The following is a 17,662-nucleotide window of genomic DNA, read 5'->3' on the forward strand; positions in this document are numbered from 1 at the left end:
CCCGATGAGTGTGCCAGCCGATCCGGAGATCTGGACATTACTGACGCTTCTCCCCTTCCTTGCTGACGCCACACAAGGCATTATCTACTCACGAGTAGATAGAGTTGTGAGGTGTCGCGTGACGAGTGAACGGACCCCTGAGAGCCGGTCTCGGAGCCCGTTGCCAGGGGCAGCCGGTGAACGCCGAACCGAGCAGAGCGCGGTATCCCGATGGTTCGCACGACGGGCGCCGGTACTGCTCGACGCCCTTACCCTGATCAGACAGGGTGTCGTCCGCCCGATGCGTCCGGACAGGCTGCTGCGGATCGCGATGGCCTACCGACGTTGGGGGATCGCGATTCCACTCGGATACGCGGTGGGCGCGATACGCCACCCCGACCGGCCCGCCGTGATCGACGAGCGCGGCGCGCTGAGCTTCGCCGAAGTGGAGCAGCGCACCACCCGACTGGCGAACGGGCTTCGCGAGTACGGGGTGGAATCCGGTTCCAGGGTGGCGATCCTGTGCCGGAACCATCACGGCTTCGTCGAGGGCCTGCTGGCTGCGAGCAAACTGGGTGCCGATTCCGTGCTGCTCAACACCGGCATGAGCGCCGAGCAGATGTCGGCCGTACTGGCCGAGCAGAGCGTGGCGGTGGTGATCTCCGACTCCGAGTTCACCGAGGGGCTGCGACTACCGGACGGCGTGGAACTGCTCGTGAGCTGGACAGAGAGCACGACGAGCGACACCACGCTGGAACAGCTGATCGGACGCTCCCCCTCGACTCCACTGCCCAAGCGCCCCAGGCACGGCCGGATGATCGTGCTGACTTCCGGAACCACCGGCACACCCAAGGGCGCGCGACGCCCCGATCCGCCGAACCTGAGCCCGGCGACGACGATCATGTCCAGGGTGCCGCTGCGCAGCGGCGAACGAATGCTGGTCTGCGCCCCGATGTTCCACACCTGGGGACTGGCCGCGTTCCAGCTGGGAACGGTGCTCGGAGCCACCCTGGTGCTGCGCAGGGGATTCGACCCGCAGCAGACTCTCGCCGCGCTACAACGACATCGCTGCGGCGCGATGTTCGCGGTGCCGGTGATGCTGCAACGAATCCTCGAACTGCCCGAACGACAGCGGCGCAACTACGACCACCGCGAACTGCGGATCGTCGCCTGCAGTGGTTCGGCACTGTCCGGCACACTCGCCACCGAGTTCCAACGGGCCTTCGGGCCGGTGCTGTACAACTTCTACGGCTCCACCGAGGCGTCCTGGGTGAGCATCGCGAATCCGGGGGACCTACGCACCTCCCCCGGCACGGCGGGTAAACCGCCCCGCGGCACGACGCTGCGAATCCTGGACAAGTCCGGCTCCCCGGTGGAGACCGGCGAGACCGGTGGTGTCCACGTCGGCAACGACATGCTGTTCGAGGGATACACCAACGGCAAGGAGGTCCGACGAACGAACGGGTTGATGCCCACCGGTGATCTCGGCTACCTCGATCAGGAGGGCCGACTGTTCATCGTCGGGCGAACCGACGACATGATCGTCTCGGGCGGGGAGAACGTCTACCCCAAGGAGACCGAGGACGTCATCGCCTCCTTCGCGGAAGTCCGCGAGGTCGCGGTCACCGGAGTCGAGGACCCGAAGCACGGGCAGCGGTTGGCTGCCTTCGTGGTGCCGCACGAAGGCCACGAGTTGGACGAGGACACCGTTCGTGAGCGGGTGAAGGAGAAGCTCTCCACGTTCGCCCGCCCTCGTGACGTGGTGTTCCTGGACGAACTCCCCCGCAACGCCACCGGCAAGGTGGTCCCGAACCGGTTGCCCTTCCGGGACGCGTCCGAGTAGAGCTCCGTCTCCCCCGCGCAGCCGGGAATTCCGGGGCGGTGGGACCGCTCGTGCGGCGATCGCTCCGGGAGGTCCGACGTCGTAGTGGTCCGCCACGCCACGTCGGGCCTCCCGCGCAGCGGGAGCCCGCGGCGGTGACGACGCACCGGCGGTTTCGCGTGCACCCAACGTGGCGCGTTAGGCTGACCCCGGTGAACGATCGTCTAGTGTGGATCGACTGCGAGATGACCGGGCTGGAGCTCGGCAAGGACGCGTTGATCGAGATCGCTGCCCTGGTCACCGATGCCGACCTGAACATCCTCGGCGAAGGCGTGGACATCGTGATCCACGCCGACGAGGAGACGTTGCGAAACATGCCGGAGGTCGTGCGGGAGATGCACGACCACTCCGGGCTGACCGAGGAGGTGCGCCGCTCCACGGTCACACTCGCCCAGGCCGAGCAGCGGGTGCTGGAGTACCTGCGGGAGCACGTGCCGAACGGGCGATCCGCACCGCTGGCGGGGAACTCGATCGCCACCGACCGCGGTTTCATCGCCAGGGACATGCCGGAACTCGACCAGTACCTGCACTACCGCATGGTGGACGTCTCCTCCGTCAAGGAGCTGTGCCGCCGGTGGTATCCGCGTATCTACTACGCCCAGCCGGAGAAGGGGCTGGCGCACCGGGCACTGGCGGACGTGCGGGAATCGATCCGAGAGTTGGCCTACTACCGGCGCACAGCGTTCGTCCCGCAGCCGGGTCCTTCCAGCGAACAGGCACAGGAGATCGCCGCCGAACTGCTCGCCGACGAGCAGGTCGGCGGCACGGAACGGGCGAAGCGGCGCCTCGAGGAGGAGTGAGCCTCGCTCCATCCGGTTGCGCAGCGAAATCGAGAGCGCGATCGGCAAAAGGGGATCCCGTTGCGAGCCCGAAAACCGGCCACGCTAGGATGGGATCCGTTGCCCGGTGATGAGACCGGGTGAGCACGGTGGGTGTAGCTCAGGCGGTAGAGCACTGGGTTGTGGTCCCAGGAGTCGCGGGTTCGAATCCCGTCACTCACCCCGCAGAGGGCGGCCCCGACATCGGTTTCCGGTGTCGGGGCCGCCGTTTTCGTATCGGGCGGCGTTCACACGGACCGTCCGCACGACGTACGCCGGACCGGGGTCCGCACCCCACCGCTCCCCCGGTCCGGCTCAACCCGGCGGCTCGTGATCGCCCCTGGCGGCCCGGCGTCATCGGACGCGGGTGCCGGGGTCGGCCCTGGGCGGTCAGTTCTGGGCCGTCAGTTCTGGGCGAAGCGCTCGGGAAGCATCCTGCCCAACCTGCCGGTGAGTTCCAACGCGCGGCGCGCCCAGCGCGGTGATGCCGCCGCCAGACCGCACGTCGGCGTGGGAACCACCTGTTCAGCGAGGACCCGCTCGGAAAACCCCAGCTTGGTCACGAAGGTGCGTACCGGCTCGACCAGTTCGCGCGATTCCGGCTCGCGCCGGGGCTCGGTGGTGGGGACCATGCCCAGCAGCACGGGCAGCCCGGCGTCCAGGACCTCGCCGACCTCTTCGGCGAACTCCTCGGAGCAGGACTCCAGCGTCCCGGCGTCCAGGCTCAGCGCCCCGGCACCGGCCCGGCGCGACAACCGCACGGGCGGCCGTGCCGCGCAGCAGTGCACGATCACCGGCCGTGCCACGGCTTCGCCCAACCGCTCGATGGTGTGTTCGAGCAGCCGCTGCACCTCGGGCTCCGGGAACGCTGGGACGGTTCCGTAACCCGAGGGAGTGGGCAGATCACCGGAGAGCACGGCGGGCAACGTCGGTTCGTCCAGCTGCAGCAGGATCCGCCCACCGGTACGTTCGGCGACCAGCGCGGCGTGCTCGCGAACGCCTTCCACCAGCGCTTCGGTGAAGTCGCGCAACGCGCCGTGGTCGGTCAGCACGCGGTGCCCGCGCTCCAGTTCGATGCCCGAGGCCAACGTCCAGGGACCGGCGACCTGAAGCTTGATCAGCCGGGGTTCGGTGTCCGCGGCGGTGACCTCCTCCAGGGCATCGAGATCCCAGCGCAGCAGATCCACCGCCCGGCGCTGGTCGCGTCCCGCCGTACGAGCGACCCGGTAACCGGACGGCACGACCTCGACAGCCAGGTCGGGCAGCATCCCGGCGGTGCGCCCCAGCATGTCACCACCCACACCACGAGCGGGCAGTTCCGGCATCGGGGTCAGGTCGGGCAGTTCCCCCGCCACGATCCGTGCGGTTTCCAGCGGGTCGGTACCGGGCATGGAGCCGATGGCGGTCGCGGTACCGGGGTTCCAGGGCTGTCGCTGCGTCACGCGACCATTATCGCAACCGAGTTCGCGCCCTCCGCCAAACGGGAATCAGGCGTTTCTCATGGGAGCGGGTCCACACCGAGAGTCGTCAGAGATCGCTGCCCTCGAACGTTGCATCATGGTCGCTTCGGTGCGGCGAGCGCCGAACTCCCACCACTTACGCAGTCGGCACCGCCGCGGGTTCTCCCGTGCGGCTCTCGCGAGGACGGCACCGACGTTGTGTAGTTACTACCCGATGTCGGGGCACCCGCGGCGAGAGCCGTGCGAGAGGTTCCGCCACGCAACCACCCTGGCCAACCGGGCAGTGAACCGTTTATCGAGTAGCGGAGATCTTGGCACTTCCGAGCACGAGATCACCGGCCTCCTCGGGCCGGTAGAGCACCACCGACTGCCCGGGAGCCACGCCGCGCATCGGCTCGTGGAGCCGCACCCGGACGCCCTCGTCCGTCGTCTCGGCCACGGCACGACAGGTCTCACCGTGTGCACGGATCTGGGCCACGCACTCGGTCGGACCGTCGATGGGGCTCTCGGAGGGCCAGATCGGCCGATCCGCGTCGATCTCGGTCACCGAGAGTCGTTCCGCCGAACCGACCTCGACCGTGCCGGAAACCGGCTCCAGCGAGAGCACGTAACGCGGCCGTCCGTCGGCGGCGGGCTTGTCGATGCCGAGTCCCTTGCGCTGCCCCACCGTGAAACCGTGCACTCCGGAGTGCTCGGCGAGCACCTCGCCCGAGTCGGCGTCGACCATCTCGCCCGGCCGTTCACCCAGCTTGGAGTCCAGGAACTTCTTGGTGTCGCCGTCCGGGATGAAGCAGATGTCGTGGCTGTCCGGTTTTCGCGCCACAGCGAGATCGCGCCGCTCCGCCTCCTCGCGTACCTCCGACTTCAGCGAGTGGCCCAGCGGGAACATCGCGTGCCGCAGCTGTTGCGGGGTCAGCGAGGCGAGCACGTAGGACTGGTCCTTGTCCTCGTCCCTGCTGCGGCGCAGTTCCGGAGCTCCCGACTCCTGCGAGAGCCTGGCGTAGTGGCCCGTCGAGACGGCGTCGAAGCCGAGCGCGACGGCCTTCTCCAGCAACGCCTCGAACTTGATCTTCTCGTTGCAGGTCATGCACGGGTTGGGGGTACGTCCCGCGGCGTACTCACCCACGAAGGTCTCGATGACCTCCTCGCTGAACCGCTCGGCGAAGTCCCAGACGTAGAACGGGATCCCCAGAATGTCCGCGGCACGTCGCGCGTCGCGGGAGTCCTCCACGGTGCAACAGCCGCGGGCTCCCGTTCGCAACGTCCCCGGTTTGGCGGACAACGCCAAGTGCACGCCGGTGACGTCGTGCCCCGCGTCCACAGCTCGGGCGGCAGCCACCGCCGAATCCACACCGCCGCTCATCGCCGCGAGTACTCGCACCCTCACACCTCCGTAGGCGCGGTGGCCGATCCCACCGAAGTCTTGCTCAAACCGGAGAGCCCTGCGCCACGGGCCCGCCGCACGGCCGGTTCCAGCGCGTCCAGGAACGCACGGACGTCCTCACGGGTCGAGTCGTGTCCGAGCGAGAGCCGCAGCGACCCCCGGGCGACCCGCACGTCGGCGCCCATCGCCAACAATACGTGGCTGGGTTCGGCGACACCGGCGGTGCACGCGGATCCGGTGGAGCACTCGATGCCGTTGGCGTCGAGCAGCATCAACAGGCTGTCCCCTTCACAGCCGGGGAAGGTGAAGTGCGCGTTCCCCGGCAACCGGCCGCCCTCGACGGTACCCGGATCGCCGTTGAGCACCGCGTCCGGCACGGCCGAACGCACTCCCTCGACGAGTTCGTCGCGCAGGGCGGCGAGCTCCGCCGCGTGGTGCTCCCGGCGGTCGACCGCCTCGCGCAGCGCACTGGCGAGGGCCAGCACGGCCGGTGTGTCCAGCGTGCCGGAACGGACCTCGCGCTCCTGGCCTCCCCCGTGCAGCAGCGGCGTGCAGGTGACGTCCCTGCCCAGCACCAGCACCCCGACGCCGTAGGGACCACCGATCTTGTGCCCGGTCATCGTCAGCGCCGACACCCCGGAGGACTCGAAGTCCACGGGCAGCGTCTCCACGGCCTGAACGGCGTCGGTGTGCAGCGGTATGCCGTACCGGACGGCCACCTCCGCCAGCTCCGGAATCGGGTTGACCGTGCCGACCTCGTTGTTGGCCCACATCACGGTGGCGAGCGCGACCTCGTCCGGGGCCCGACGAACCACCTCCTCCAGCACTTCGGGAGTCACCCTGCCGTACGAGTCGACCTCCAGCCAGGTGACCTCGGCCCCCTCGTGCTCGGCCAGCCACTCCACGGTGTCGAGCACCGCGTGATGCTCCACGGCGGAGGCGAGCACCCGACGACGCCGCGGATCGGCGCCCCTGCGGCCCCAGAAGATGCCCTTCACCGCGAGGTTGTCGCTCTCGGTGCCACCACCGGTGAACAGCACCTCGGACGGGCGAGCGCCGAGTGCGGCCGCGATGTCCTCGCGGGATTCCTCCACGGCACGACGAGCTCGTCTGCCGGAGGTGTGCAGGGACGAGGCGTTGCCCAGCGTGGCGAGCGCTTCGGTCATGACCTCGATCGCGCCCGCACGCATCGGGGTGGTTGCCGCGTGGTCCAGGTACGTCATCGCCCGTCCAGGATAATCCCTCGGGAACGCGCCACCAGGCGCGCACCCAGCGAGCCCGTCAGCATCAGCAGCCCCGCGAGCACGACCACGCCCAGGGTCGGTTCCCGGGTGCTGGCCAGCAGGTTCACCAGCGCCCCTCCCAAGCCGACCAGCAGTGCCTGCCCGAGCATGTCGGAGATCTGCAACGCGGCCGAGTTGAACCCTCGTTCGGCCTGGTCCGAGAGCCCCAGCACCCGTACGGCCGTGCTGGCGACGGATATCCCCATACCGGCACCCGCGATCGACCAGAACACGAAGATCGCCCGGTCCGCTCCCCATTCCGGCGCCAGCAGCGCCACGCCGAGCACGCCGACGACCACCAGCACGAATCCGGACGCCACCAGGTGCTCCCTGCTGAAACGCCCCTGTCTGCCCTGCCAGAACGAGCCCAACGACCAGCCCAGCGAGGCCACGGTCAGCGGAATTCCGGCCAACACCGCCGAATAGCCGTGCACGACGGTCAGCACCAGCGGAATGAAGGCCTCCGCGGTGAAGAAGACACCGGCCAGCAGCCCGCGCGCCAGCACCATGACCGGGATGCCCGGACGGGCCGAGAGCGTCCCGGTGGGCAGCAGCACCCGCACACAGCCCCACAGCGAGGCGATCGCCGCCACGCCGAGAACCGCCGAGAGCACCGAGGGATGGTCGGCACTCCAGTTGAGCACCACTGTGGCGAGCCCGGCGCCGAGCGCCGCGGGCACCAGTCCCGGTCTTGCCGTGGGCAACGCCTCGGGGCCGCTCCCGGCGCGCCGGATGGTGGGAGCGAGGAGCACCGCCCCGAGCAGCACGAACGGTGCCAGCCCGAGAAAGACCCACCGCCAGTGGAGCTGTTCGGTGATCAACCCCGCCAGTGCGGGCCCGAGCAGCGAGGGAAGAACCCAGGCCGCGGACATCGCGCCGAATGCCCTGGGGTGGTGCCGCTGGGGGTAGACCCTGGCGATCATCACGTACAGCGGCACGGCGACGCTGCCGCCACCCAGTCCCTGCATGGCACGGGCGAGCAGTAGCACGGGCATGTTCGGCGCCGACCCGGCGAGCAGGAGTCCCGCCGCGAACAGGGGCAGCGCGAGCAGCAGTGGCAGGGCGGGCCCGTGCCGGTCGGCGAGCCGGCCCGCGAAGACGGTCCCGACCGCGCTGGCGGCCATGAACAGGGTGAACGCCCAGGAGTACCACCGCTGTCCGTCCAGTTCGGAGGCGATGGTGGGCAGTGCCGTCGCCACCCCCATCGCCTCGAAGGCGACCAGCGTGACCACCAGCAGCAGGCCGATGGTGAAGTTACGGTACCGCGGTGCCCACAGTGGACTCCCGGGCTCCGGATCCGTCGCGGCGGTCGTTTCGCGGGGGTCGTTCCGATCGGTCACCGCACGATGCTGCGACTTCCACCGCGGTGCAAGTCCAGTGGTTTCCGGCGGGACGTGGATCACACGCTTCGGTGACGACCCGGGCGCAGTAGGAGGCCAGCTCCCGCCGTGCGGCGGGATTGTCGCGCCGCACGGCGGCGTAACCGCTGGTTCCCGGCCGTCCAGGGGCACTCGTGGCAGCGCCGAGTGCGACCGAACCGCGCCCGTGGTCGAACCGCACCGGCCAAGCGGTGGCCGTGGCACCGGGTGACGGCAGCGGGATCAGCTCCACGACGAGGCCACGCACCGCCAGCACCTCGCGCAGCGAACCCAGCAGGGTGTCCTCGCCGAGGAACGCGGCGACGGTGGTGGGTTCCCCGCTCGCCAGTTCGTACCGCAGTGCGACGGGTCGGACCGGGGCGCCCGCGTCCAACGCCGCCTGGAAGACGGCGGGACGGTACCGCCCGGACGCACGACCGCACCGAGTCGTGCCTTCCGGGAACGCACCGACCACGTGGCCGTGGCGCAGTGCCTCGGTTACGGAGCCGACCGCGACGGGAAGCCCGCTGGGACGGTTCCTGTCGATGAACAGCGTTCCCGCCCGCACCGCGAGCATCCCGAGCAACGGCCACTCGCGCACCTCGGCCTTGGCCAACAGACGCATGGGACACACCGCTTGCAGCGCGAGCACGTCCAACCAGGACACGTGGTTGGACACCACCAGTGCTCCCACGTCCTCCCCCGCGCGGGGTGGCGGAACTCCGCGCACTCGCAGCCGCACACCGAGGGCGGCGAGAACGCCGGTGAACCAGGTTCGGGCGGCGGTGCGACGCAGGCTTTCGGACAACACCGGCATGGCCGAGGCGAGCAGCACCCCGTACAGCAGCAGCACCGCCACCGCCAGCACCCGGCGGAGTCGGCGGGTGAACGTGGCGCGGGGCAACGTCCCCCGATGGGGCAGGCAGTACGTGTCGCACGGCGAGTTCGGTGTCCAGGTGTCGGCCCCGTTCACGACTCCCCCAGGAAGCGGTCGAGGTACCGACGGTCGATGTCGTGCGAATCCAGCAGCACGAAGAAGTCCGCGACGCCGAACTCCGGGTCGTGGGCGGGCGGGCCGCACACCCGGGCTCCCAACCGCAGGTACCCGCGCAGCAGCGGTGGCAGCCGGACACGATCCGGAGCGGGCACGACTCGGGTGGGCCAGGGCTGGTAGGGCCGAACCCGGTGGGAGCGGGAGGCGTAGTGACGGCGGCGAACCGTCTGCCAAACGCCGGCGGCCGACGTTCCGCCGTCCCGCAACGACACCGAGGCGCATCCCGCGAGCCAACGATGGCCGTGCAACAGCAGGTATCGAGCGATACCGGCCCAGATCAGACCTATCACCGCCCCGGTGCGGTGGTCCGGGTGCACGCAGGAGCGCCCGGTTTCCACCAGGTCCGAGCGCAGCGGTGCCAAGGCGGTGAGGTCGAACTCGTCGTCGGAGTAGAGCCGCCCCGCCGCGAGGGCGTGCTGCGGCGGCAGCATCCGGTAGGTACCGACGATCTCGCCCGAGCGTTGCGCTCGCACCACGAGGTGATCGCAGAACTCGTCGAAGCGGTCGGTCTCGATCCCGTCCTCGTCCTGGTGGACCAGGGCCCCCATCTCCGTGGCGAACACCCGGTGGCGCAACCGCTGGGCGGCTCGAATCTCGGCTGGTTCCCTGGTCAGAAGCAATGAGTAGCGATCGGTCCCGCTCCGGTCCCGCCCGTCGGTGACGGCCAGCAACGTGGCATCGGATCGCGCTGTTTCGGCCATGTCCGCAGATGTAGCCGGGTCCGTGCGACCACCGACAGTGGCACCGGACGGACGTAACGAGAACTTCGGGTGAATGACGGGTACCCGAGGCCCGCCGGAGCTCGGGAGCGGGGCCGACAGCGTTCGGGGGCGGAAGAGACCGGCCGGTCTCTTCCGCCCCCGAGGACGCCGTGGAACGAGCGGGCGTCAGCCCTTGCGGTTGCCGACCTCCTCGGTCAACTGCGGGGCCACCTTGAACAGGTCACCGACGACACCGAAGTCGGCGATCTCGAAGATCGGTGCCTCGGCGTCCTTGTTGACGGCCACGATGGTCTTGGAGGTCTGCATCCCGGCGCGGTGCTGGATGGCACCGGAGATCCCCAACGCGAGGTAGAGCTGCGGGGAGACCGTCTTGCCGGTCTGACCGACCTGGAACTGGGCGGGGTAGTAACCCGAGTCGACCGCGGCGCGCGAGGCACCGACGGCGGCGCCGAGGGAATCCGCGAGCTTCTCGATCACCTCGAAGCTCTCCGCACTGCCGACACCACGGCCGCCAGAAACCACCACGTTGGCCTCGGTCAGCTCGGGACGGTCTCCCGATTCCGCGGGCTGCCTGCCGGTGACGGCACCGGACTTGCCCGCGTCGGTGCCCGGAACCTCGACGGATTCGCGCGCACCGCCACCGTCCAGCGTCTCCGGCTCGACGCTGCCCGGCAGCATCGACACCACCGGAGCACCGGAAGCGGCCTTGGCCCTTGCCTGGTACGACCCGCCGAACAGCGAGTAGTCGGCCACCCCGTCGGAATCGATGTCGGCGACCTCGGACAGCAACCCGCTGCCGGTACGTACCGCCAGCCTGCCCGCGATCTCCTTGCCGTCGACGCTGGCCGCCAGCAGCACCGCCGCGGGGGAGACGCGCTCGACGAGGCTCGACAGCACGTCGACCTGCGGCGTGACCAGGTAGTTGTCGATGTCGGCCGATTCCGCCGTGTAAACCTTGGCGGCACCGGCCGAAGCCAACGCATCGGCGATCTTGTCGGTGGCACCGGGGCCACCGGTGACCACAGCGGCGGGCTCGCCGAGTCGGCGGGCCACCGTGAGCATCTCGTACGTAACCTTCTTGACCTCGCCACCCGCGTGGTCGACGAGGACCAAAACCTCAGACATGGATAACGCCCTTCTCAAACGCGACCGAAGCCGAAACACACCACGACTCGAAACGATCCGGACTCGTCACGACCAACCGCGCGAACGGCCGAGGATCGTCGTGCGAGTGCCGGAACGCGGCACCCGGCCGGAACCGGCGGAGCCGAATCCCCTTGCGGTGAGGAACCTCAGACGAGGTTCTTGCCCGACAGGAACTCGACGATGCGGGTGCCGCCGTCGCCCTCGTCGGTGACCTGCTGGCCTGCTTCCTTCGGCGGCGCGGGCGCGGAGGAGACCATCTGCGTCAGCGCGCCGGACAGTCCGACCTCCTCGGCCTCGATACCGGCGTCAGCCAGCGCCAGCGTGGAAACCGGCTTCTTCTTCGCGGCCATGATGCCCTTGAACGAGGGGTACCGCGGCTCGTTGATCTTCTCGGTGACGCTGACCACAGTGGGGAGCTCGGCGCGCACACTGGTCACCCCGGCGTCGGTCTCGCGTTCGATCGAGACCGTCGATCCGTCGACCGACAGCGAGCGGGCGTAGGTGAGCTGCGGCCAGCCCAGCAGTTCGGCCAGCATCGCGGGAACGGCACCGCTGCGTCCGTCCGTGGACTCGTTACCGGCGATGATCATGTCCACCGAATCCAGCGTGCCGACCACCTTGGCCAGCGCCTTGGCCGTACCGACCGCGTCGGTACCGTGCAGCGACTCATCCGTGAGGTGCACGGCCTTGTCCGCACCCATCGACAGCGCCTTGCGGATCGCGTCGGACGCACCCTCGGGGCCCATGCACAGCACGGTCACCTCACCGCCGTGGGCCTCCTTGGCCAGCAACGCCTCCTCAACGGCCCGCTCGTTGATCTCATCCAACACCACATCGGCGGATGCCCGATCCAACGTGTGGTCCGAGTCGGACAACTTGCGCTCGGACCACGTGTCCGGCACCTGCTTCACCAGGACGACAATATTCATGGGCCCTCTCCGACCTCCTGCGGACTGTTGACGGCTTCCTGGCTGAGTAGTCCCGGCGCGGCATGTCCCCGGGAAGGTTGACCTTGCCACGTAGCCCCGTGAAAAGCACAGTGACGCCAACCACCATGGATGTTACCGGCCGGTAGCCCCAGCGTAACCCGGATACGAGGGTGACGGTACTCACTCCGTAGCGCCTTTCCACGGCGGGGCACCGAACAGCGGGGACGACCACGTGCGACTCCCCCAACACGGGGCATTCATACGAAAAGGTGATCAACGCTAGCCTGAAAGTATGAATCGACGCGTCGCCATCGTTACGGACTCCACCGCATCGATCCCCGCCGCTCTGGCCGAGGAGCTGGGCATCACGGTCGTGCAGCTGGATCTGAGCATCGACGGGGAAAGCGACGACGAGCGACGCGTCCCGCACGACAGACTCGCCGAGGCGATGCGATCGGGACGACCGGTGACCACCGCCGCTCCGCCGGCCCCCGCGTTCTTCTGGAACTACGCGGACGCCGTCAGCGAGGGTGTCGAGGCGATCGTCTCGGTGCACCTTTCCGGCGGTCTCTCGGCCACCTGCGAGGCGGCACGCGCCGCGGCGGCCGAGGTCAGCGTGCCGGTGCACGTGATCGACTCCGGGATGTGCGGGCTGGGATTCGGTCTACCGGTGATCGCTGCGGCCGAGGCCGCCGCCCGAGGGGACGACGTGCACACGGTGCTGGAGCTGCTGCACCGGCGGCTGAACGGCACCACGGAGATGGTCTACGTCGACACCCTGGAGTACTTGCGGCGCAGCGGGCGGGTCAGCGGCGGGCAGGCCACCCTCGCGCGGGCACTGTCGATCAAACCACTGCTGGTGATGCGCGACGGCGAACTGCACGAGCTGACCAAGGGAATCGGGCCGGAACGGGTGCTGCGCAAGGCAGTGGAGCGGGCGGCGCGTACCGCGTCAGGACGGGTCGACATCGCCACGGAGCACTTCCAGGCTCCCGAACGCGCCAAGTGGGTGCTGGAAAAGCTCAACCGCGGGTTGTCACCGCAGCGGGAACCGTTCCTGGAGGAGACCAGCGCGATCATCGGCGCGCACGCCGGCCCCGGAGCAGTGGGAATCACGATCACGCCCGCGTGAGGCCGAAGTTCGGTCTCTCACCCCACGTAGGTGGTTGCGTGGCGGAACCTCCGGAGGCGCCTCGCCGCGGGTGCCCCGACATCGGGTAGCGACCTACACAACGTCGGGGCCTTCCTCGCGAGGCACTCCCCGGAGAACCCGCGGTCGGTCCTGCTGCGAGGGTGGTCGGGGCTCGGCCTGCGGAAGTGGTGGGAGTGAGGCTACTCGTCGGCGCTGGTGGCCCGGCGATTTCTCGAGAAATCGCCGGAGCTCGGGGCCACACCACCCCACTGCGCCGTCGATTTCGCGAGAAATTGACGGAACGGTGAAGGGGTGTGACCACGGGGCGTAAATTTCTCGAGAAATCGCCGCGCCCTTGGTGCTCCGAAAGCCGAACCCCGACCACCAGCGCAGCCTGCGCCGCCGCGGGTTCTCCGGTGCGGCTCTCGCGAGGAAGTCCCGACGTGGCGTAGGTGGCTACTCGATATCGGGCCTCCCGGAGCGCGAGCCGTGCCAGAGGTTCCGCCACCCGCGCCCTACGGCAAGCGGGCGACCACAGTGCGGTCAGGGTTGGAGCTTGTCCATGGCCCGGTGTATCCGCTTCTCCGAGACCGAGTGCGGCGTCCCCAGCTCCTGCGCGAAGTAACTCACCCGCAGTTCTTCGATCATCCAACCGATCGACCAGAGCCGCTCGCCCACCGGTTTGCCCTCCCCCACGGAGTCGAGCATCTCCTGGTAGCGCTGCTCCACGCCACGTACCCGTTCCATCAGATCTCGATCCCGACCTGGATGCTGCGCGACCTTCCGCAACCGGTAGGAGACGGCTTCGAGGTAGCGCCGCAGATCGGCCAACCGCCACCACCCCGTCTCGGTGACGAAACCGGGGTAGATCAGGTTGGACAGCTGGGTGCGGATGTCCTCGGCGGCGTCGGCGGAAAGCGAGCGTGTGCCGTCCAGTTCGGCCTCGACCCGCTGTTGGGTGGTAAGCACCTGCTCCACGGTGGACAGCACCCGCTCGGAGGTCTCGTTCAGCCCCTCACGCACCTGCCGCACCACGGTGGCGAAGGCCTCCTGGTCCGCGGGCACGCCCCCGGCTCGATCGATGAGCGCGTCCGCGGCGCAGGCGATGCAGTCCTCGAAGAGGGTCTCGGGATCCCCGTGCGGACTACGGCCGAACACCAGCTTCGCCGAGTTCGTCAGCTGCCGCCGCAGGAACTTCACCGGCGAGGGCAGGTTCAGCAGCACCAATCGGCGGGCACCACGACGTTGCTGGTCGCGTTGTTCGGCGACCGTGTCGAAAGCGCGAATGCCGACGCTGTCACCCTCGTCGACCAGCGCCGGGTAGGCCTTGACCACCTGGCCGTTGCGCTGCCGCTCGAAAGTTCCGGGAACCTTGCCGAAGTCCCACTCGCGCAACCCGTGCCGTTCGATGCTTTCCGCCGCCGCCGATATCTCGGCCCGCAGCCGGGGGCGCAGTCGCTCGGAGAGCTCCTCCAGGTCCTTGCCCTCCGCGAGGATGCGTTCCTCACCGCTGTTCTCGTCGCCCTCCACCACGCGGAAGGTCATCCGCAGATGGTCGGGAATCCGTTGCGGATCCCAGGCGTCGAGCGGAACGTTGACCCCGGTCATGCGCCGCAGTTCGGCGGAGAGCGCTTCGAGCAGCGGACCCTCGTACGGTCGCAGCCGCGCGAGCAGCGCCCTGACGTGGTCGGGAACCGGCACGAACTCACGTCGCCACTGCTTGGGCAGTGCCTTGAGCAGCGCCGTGATCAGCTCCTCGCGGAGCCCTGGGATCTGCCAGTCGAAACCGGCGGGGCTGAGCTGGTTGAGCACGGCCACCGGCACGTGCACGGTCACCCCGTCTGCGTCACTGCCGGGCTCGAACTGGTAGCTCAGCCGCAACCGGTGCCTGCCCTGCTGCCAGAAGTCCGGGTAGTCGGTGTCGGTCACGCTCGCGGAGGTCTCGTTGAACAGCAACGACCTCGGGAAGGTGAGCAGGTCGGGCTGCCGGCGCCGGACCTTCTTCCACCAGGTGTCGAAGTGGCGGGCGGAAACCACCTCGGCACCGACCCGCTGGTCGTAGAAGTCGTAGAGCGCGTCGTCGTCCACGACGATGTCGCGGCGCCGGGCGCGCTGTTCCAGCTCCTCGACCTCCGCGAGCAGCTTGCGGTTGGTGTGGAAGAACTCGTGGCGGGTGTCCCAGTCGCCCTCGACCAGGGCGTGCCGGATGAACAGCTCGCGGCAGAGTTCGGGTTCGACGCGGCCGTAGTTGACCTTGCGGCCCGCCACGAGCGGAACGCCGTAGAGCGTCACTCGTTCATAGGCCATCACCGCGCCCTTGTCCTTCTCCCAGTGCGGCTCGCTGTAGTGCCGCTTGACCAGGTGCCCCGCCAGTCGCTCGATCCAGGCGGGTTCCACCTTCGCGACGGTGCGCGCCCAGAGCCGGGAGGTCTCCACCAGTTCGGCCGCCATGACCCACTGCGGCTGCTTCTTGAACAGCGCCGAGCCGGGGAAGATCGCGAACTTCGCACCCCGCGCACCCAGGTACTCGGTGCCGGAGCGGCGGTTGGAACCGGACTTGCGCTCGGTGTCCTTCAACCCGATGTGCGAGAGCAGCCCGGCCAGCAGCGACTGGTGCACCCGGTCCTCGTCGGCGGGCTCGTCGTTGATCGAGATGTCGAGCGAGTTGACCATCTGCCGCAGCTGGCTGTAGAGGTCCTGCCACTCCCGCACCCGGATGTAGTTCAGGTACTCGTTGCGGCACATTCGTCGGAACTGGTTGCCGGAGAGCTCCTTGCGCTGGTCACGCAGGTACTGCCAGAGATTGAGGTAGGCGAGGAAGTCGGACTGCTTGTTGTGGAACCTGGCGTGCTGCTGATCGGCTGCCTGCTGGTGCTCCGTGGGACGTTCCCTGGGATCCTGGATCGACAGTCCGGCCGCCACGACCATCGTCTCGTGCACGCACCCGTTCACCTCGGCCTCGACGATCATCCTGGCCAGCCTCGGGTCGATCGGCAGCTGCGCCAGCTTCGAGCCGACCTTGGTCAGCCGCTGGTTGTCCTGCTTGCCCCGCTTGGTGGACTGCTCCAGCGCGCCCAGCTCGTGCAGCAGGTTCACCCCGTCGGTGATCTGCCGCCGGTCGGGGGGTTCCACGAACGGGAACGAGGCCACCTCGCCCAGCCCCAGCGAGGTCATCCGCAGGATCACCGAGGCGAGGTTCGTGCGCAGGATCTCCGGATCGGTGAACTCCTGCCGGGCCAGGAAGTCCTCCTCGGAGTACAGCCGGACGCAGATCCCCTCGGACTCGCGACCGCAGCGCCCCTTGCGCTGGTTGGCCGAAGCCTGCGAGACGGGCTCGACGGGCAGCCGCTGCACCCTGGTCCGGAAGCTGTAGCGGGATATCCGCGCGGTGCCGGGGTCGATGACGTACTTGATGCCCGGCACGGTCAACGAGGTCTCGGCGACGTTGGTGGCGAGCACGATGCGCCGCGTGGAGTGCCGCTGGAAAACGCGCTGCTGTTCGGCCGAGGACAGCCGCGCGTACAGCGGAAGCACCTCGGTCCGGGCCGGTTTGCGCTGTTCCAGCGCCTCCGCGGCGTCGCGGATCTCCCGCTCACCGCTGAGAAAGATCAGGATGTCACCGGGCCCCTCGGCGCACAGCTCGTCCACCGCGTCGCCGATGGCCGTGATCTGGTCGCGCTCGACGTCCTCGAGCTCGTCGGAGTCGTCGACCAGCGGCCGGTACCGCACCTCGACGGGATAGGTGCGGCCGGAGACCTCCACGATCGGCGCGTCGTCGAAGTGCCTGGAGAACCGCTCCGGATCGATGGTCGCCGAGGTGATGATCACCTTGAGGTCGGGGCGCTTGGGCAGGATCTGCTTGACGTAGCCGAGGATGAAATCGATGTTGAGGCTGCGCTCGTGGGCCTCGTCGATGATCAGCGTGTCGTAGCGCCGCAGCAGCCTGTCCCGCTGGATCTCCGCGAGCAGGATGCCGTCGGTCATCTGCTTGACCAGGGTGTCCTCGTCGGCGCGTTCGGTGAACCGAACCTGGTATCCGACCGCGCCGCCCACCTCGACGTCGAGTTCGGTGGCGATCCGCTCGGCGACGGTGCGCGCGGCGAGCCTGCGCGGCTGGGTGTGGCCGATCGAACCGAATACGCCGCGGCCCAGTTCCAGGCACATCTTCGGCAGCTGCGTCGTCTTGCCCGAACCGGTCTCCCCGGCGACGATGACCACCTGGTTGTCCCGGATCGCGCTCATCAGGTCCTCCCGCCGCCCGGTGACGGGAAGCTCCGCGGGATAGGTGATCTCGGGAACCTGCTCCCTGCGGCGGGTGACGCGCTCGTGCGCGGCCGTGATGTCGTCCGAGATCTCGGACGCGACGCCGCGCAACGCCTCCTGGTCGCGGATCTTGTGCGCGCCTTCGATGCGCCGCCGCAGCCGCCGGTGGTCCTGCGGCATGAGTTCGTCGAGGCGGTCGCGGAGCTCGGACAGCGAGGGCGGAACGGGTGCAGTGGCCATACTCTCTCCAGG

General features: G+C 68.9%; 12 protein-coding genes and 1 tRNA gene. 4 read left to right on the forward strand and 9 right to left on the reverse strand.

Annotated features, from left to right (window positions below; genetic code table 11):
- Positions 1-280 precede the first annotated feature (280 nt).
- The 3 genes from BM150_RS03450 (at position 281) to BM150_RS03460 (ending at position 2,862) form a co-directional block, all read left to right on the forward strand.
- On the forward strand, positions 281-1,822 hold the full coding sequence (locus BM150_RS03450; protein ID WP_342752526.1) for an AMP-binding protein: 1,542 nt from the start codon (positions 281-283) through the stop codon (positions 1,820-1,822).
- A 191-nt stretch (positions 1,823-2,013) separates the two neighbouring features.
- Positions 2,014-2,661 carry an oligoribonuclease gene (gene orn / locus BM150_RS03455; RefSeq protein ID WP_092923768.1) on the forward strand — a complete coding sequence of 216 codons (648 nt, stop codon included), beginning with the start codon at positions 2,014-2,016 and terminating at the stop codon, positions 2,659-2,661.
- 128 nt (positions 2,662-2,789) lie between these two features.
- Positions 2,790-2,862: transfer RNA gene (locus BM150_RS03460), tRNA-His, on the forward strand.
- Positions 2,863-3,083: 221 nt separating this feature from the next.
- On the opposite strand, the gene BM150_RS03465 is transcribed toward BM150_RS03460, so the two are convergent.
- From BM150_RS03465 to BM150_RS03500, 8 genes are all read right to left on the reverse strand, one after another.
- Positions 3,084-4,121: a methionine synthase gene (locus BM150_RS03465; RefSeq protein WP_092923771.1), complete on the reverse strand. Its 1,038-nt coding sequence runs from the start codon at positions 4,119-4,121 to the stop codon at positions 3,084-3,086.
- A gap of 310 nt (positions 4,122-4,431) precedes the next feature.
- Entirely contained in the window at positions 4,432-5,520 is a 1,089-nt protein-coding gene (gene mnmA / locus BM150_RS03470) for a tRNA 2-thiouridine(34) synthase MnmA (protein ID WP_092923774.1), read from the reverse strand.
- A 2-nt stretch (positions 5,521-5,522) separates the two neighbouring features.
- Positions 5,523-6,746: a cysteine desulfurase family protein gene (locus tag BM150_RS03475; RefSeq protein WP_092923777.1), complete on the reverse strand. Its 1,224-nt coding sequence runs from the start codon at positions 6,744-6,746 to the stop codon at positions 5,523-5,525.
- Positions 6,743-8,146 carry an MFS transporter gene (locus BM150_RS03480; protein ID WP_139219440.1) on the reverse strand — a complete coding sequence of 468 codons (1,404 nt, stop codon included), beginning with the start codon at positions 8,144-8,146 and terminating at the stop codon, positions 6,743-6,745. Before BM150_RS03480 ends, BM150_RS03475 begins: the two co-directional genes overlap by 4 nt.
- The gene (locus tag BM150_RS03485) at positions 8,061-9,137 is read right to left on the reverse strand and encodes a lysophospholipid acyltransferase family protein (RefSeq protein ID WP_092923780.1); all 1,077 of its coding nucleotides are present in this window, start codon (positions 9,135-9,137) and stop codon (positions 8,061-8,063) included. Before BM150_RS03485 ends, BM150_RS03480 begins: the two co-directional genes overlap by 86 nt.
- A complete protein-coding gene (locus tag BM150_RS03490; protein ID WP_092923783.1) occupies positions 9,134-9,919 on the reverse strand; it encodes a GNAT family N-acetyltransferase in 786 nt (261 codons plus the stop codon). The genes BM150_RS03485 and BM150_RS03490 overlap by 4 nt, the downstream gene beginning before the upstream one ends.
- Positions 9,920-10,105: 186 nt before the next feature.
- On the reverse strand, positions 10,106-11,065 hold the full coding sequence (locus tag BM150_RS03495; RefSeq protein ID WP_092923786.1) for an electron transfer flavoprotein subunit alpha/FixB family protein: 960 nt from the start codon (positions 11,063-11,065) through the stop codon (positions 10,106-10,108).
- A gap of 167 nt (positions 11,066-11,232) precedes the next feature.
- Positions 11,233-12,015: an electron transfer flavoprotein subunit beta/FixA family protein gene (locus BM150_RS03500; protein ID WP_175496666.1), complete on the reverse strand. Its 783-nt coding sequence runs from the start codon at positions 12,013-12,015 to the stop codon at positions 11,233-11,235.
- Between the two features lie 292 nt (positions 12,016-12,307).
- On the opposite strand from BM150_RS03500, the gene BM150_RS03505 reads away from it, so the two are divergent.
- Positions 12,308-13,147: a DegV family protein gene (locus BM150_RS03505; protein ID WP_092923792.1), complete on the forward strand. Its 840-nt coding sequence runs from the start codon at positions 12,308-12,310 to the stop codon at positions 13,145-13,147.
- A 543-nt stretch (positions 13,148-13,690) separates the two neighbouring features.
- On the opposite strand, the gene hrpA is transcribed toward BM150_RS03505, so the two are convergent.
- Entirely contained in the window at positions 13,691-17,650 is a 3,960-nt protein-coding gene (hrpA, locus tag BM150_RS03510) for an ATP-dependent RNA helicase HrpA (protein ID WP_092923795.1), read from the reverse strand.
- Between the last annotated feature and the right edge of the window lie 12 nt (positions 17,651-17,662).

The sequence above is a fragment of the Actinopolyspora alba genome (genome assembly GCF_900112765.1).
In the GTDB taxonomy this organism is placed as follows: Bacteria; Actinomycetota; Actinomycetes; order Mycobacteriales; family Pseudonocardiaceae; genus Actinopolyspora; species Actinopolyspora alba.